This is a genomic window from Bowmanella yangjiangensis, from assembly GCF_017255015.1.
Taxonomy (GTDB): domain Bacteria; phylum Pseudomonadota; class Gammaproteobacteria; order Enterobacterales; family Alteromonadaceae; genus Bowmanella; species Bowmanella yangjiangensis.
The window spans coordinates 1-1,898 of record NZ_JAFKCS010000149.1; the positions used below are offsets into that span (position 1 = coordinate 1).

Annotated in this window: 3 protein-coding genes; 2 read left to right on the top strand and 1 reads right to left on the bottom strand. The window is 64.5% G+C overall.

Going from position 1 to position 1,898, the window contains the following annotated elements; translation table 11 throughout:
* On the top strand, positions 1-236 hold a 236-nt coding region (locus J0A65_RS22765; RefSeq protein ID WP_206596587.1), incomplete at its 5' end, for an RtcB family protein.
* Between the two features lie 65 nt (positions 237-301).
* On the top strand, positions 302-853 hold the full coding sequence (gene prfH / locus J0A65_RS22770) for a peptide chain release factor H (protein ID WP_416135324.1): 552 nt from the start codon (positions 302-304) through the stop codon (positions 851-853).
* Positions 854-879: 26 nt separating this feature from the next.
* Here prfH and J0A65_RS22775 read toward each other — a convergent pair whose 3' ends face one another.
* Positions 880-1,641, bottom strand: coding sequence for a substrate-binding periplasmic protein (locus J0A65_RS22775; RefSeq protein ID WP_206596589.1), 762 nt, complete (start codon positions 1,639-1,641; stop codon positions 880-882).
* Positions 1,642-1,898: the final 257 nt, after the last annotated feature.

The window sequence follows — 1,898 nt, forward strand, 5'->3', positions numbered from 1 at the left end:
TGCGTAGCGAGTGCAAGGAACGCCTCGCCAAACGCTACAGCGTCGAGCAACTGAGCCGTACTGCACTGGGTAGCCGGGTCATCTGCGCCGATCGAGGGTTGATCTACGAAGAGGCCCCCGAAGCCTACAAGGCCATCGACTCAGTGATTGGCGCCCTGCGTGACGCGGGCCTGCTGCGCGTGCTGGCACGCCTCAAGCCAGTGCTCACGTACAAGACGCGCGGGGGGTGCTGCTGATGCTGCTACTGCAACTTTCCGCGGGCCAAGGCCCGGCAGAGTGCGCACTGGCGGTTGCCAAGGCCATGCCGATCCTTCATCGCGAGGCGACAGCACTGGAGGTGCAGTTGCAGCTCCTCGAGGAGGAAACCGGGCCACGGCCCGGCACCCTGCGCTCGGTATTGCTTGGCCTGCACGGTGAACAGGGCAAGGCACTTGCGACAGCCTGGAGCGGCACCATGCAATGGGTGTGTCCCAGCCCCTTTCGCGCAGGCTACGGACGCAAGAACTGGTTCTTCAGCGGCACGCTTTACGAACTGCCTGAAGCCCTGCCGAACAGCCAGGTGCGTTTCGAGACCCTGCGCGCCTCTGGCTCTGGTGGACAGCACGTCAATAGCACCGACTCGGCGGTACGTGCGACTCACCTGGCCACAGGCATCAGCGTCAAGGTCCAGAACGAACGCAGCCAGCATGCCAACAAGCGCATTGCGCTGATGCTGCTGGCCAAGCGGCTGAAAGACCTCGGCGAGCAAGCCAGCGATACGGCGCGAGCCGAGCGGCGCCTGCAGCATCATCAACTCGAGCGCGGCAACGCAGTGCGCAGCTTTCATGGGCCTGGCTTCGACGAGCGCAGCTGAACCGGGTGGTCGTCCTCGACGACCACCTATTCCACGTAACGATCGACGATGCGCTGGTACTCCCCACTCGCCTTGAGCGCGTCGAGGCCGTGGTCGAAGCGCTCGATCAGCTCCGCCGCCCGCGGATGGCGTCGAGGCACGATGAAATGCAGGGTGTTGCTGCCCAGGGCGCGCGAGCGGTGAAACCGCTCCGCACCGACACCGATCGAGCTGAGGGCGCTTTCCCCCAGATTGCGGTCGGCGATGAAGAGGTCGTCGCGCTGCAGCAGCAACAGCCGTGCACATTCCTTGAGGCCGAGCGGTGAATGGCGCCTGAGCGCACCCTGGTCGATCAGGCGCTGGATCGCGACCGGTGGCTGCCAGCCCAGCGGATAGCAGAGACGAAGTCCCTTGTGGCGCGACAGGTCGTCGAGTTCGAGCGAGTCGCCGACGCGACTGAACAGGTGCTGTTCGGCCTTGTACAGAGGGGCCGAGTAGAGGAAGTCCTGCTCGCGCTGGGTGGAGTGCACGTAGGGAAAGGTGGCGTCGTATTCGCCGCGCGAGGCATTGAGATAGCCACGGTTCCAGGGCTGCCAATCGAGCGTCATGGCCAGCCCCTGCTCGGCCAGCGCAGCCTGCACCACCTGGGTGAGCATGCCCTGCCCCGGCAACGCCTTGCCCGTGAATGGCGCGTACTCATCCCCCGTGACCAGGTGGAGAACCTCGGCACGTAGCGATGTGCACAGCAGCAGCCCCAGCAGGGCAGCCCTCCAGAATCCCACCACCTTCCTCCCGTATCCGACGTTCAAGCACCAGGCCGTGCCGCAATGCGGCCAGACGGCGATCCAGCTATAAGGCGACCAATCATCCCGCTCTCTTGATACAAAGCAATGGGCGTGTGCGGACGCCGACTATCCTTGCTGCAACACCACGAACTGCGACCCGCCGATGAACGACACCAGCGCCGAGCAACCCGACGTCTTTCCCTATCTGCAGCTGATGCACCAGCATGCGGGCTCGGACCTGTTCTTCAGCGTCGGTGCGCCGCCGCACATGAAAGTCGAGG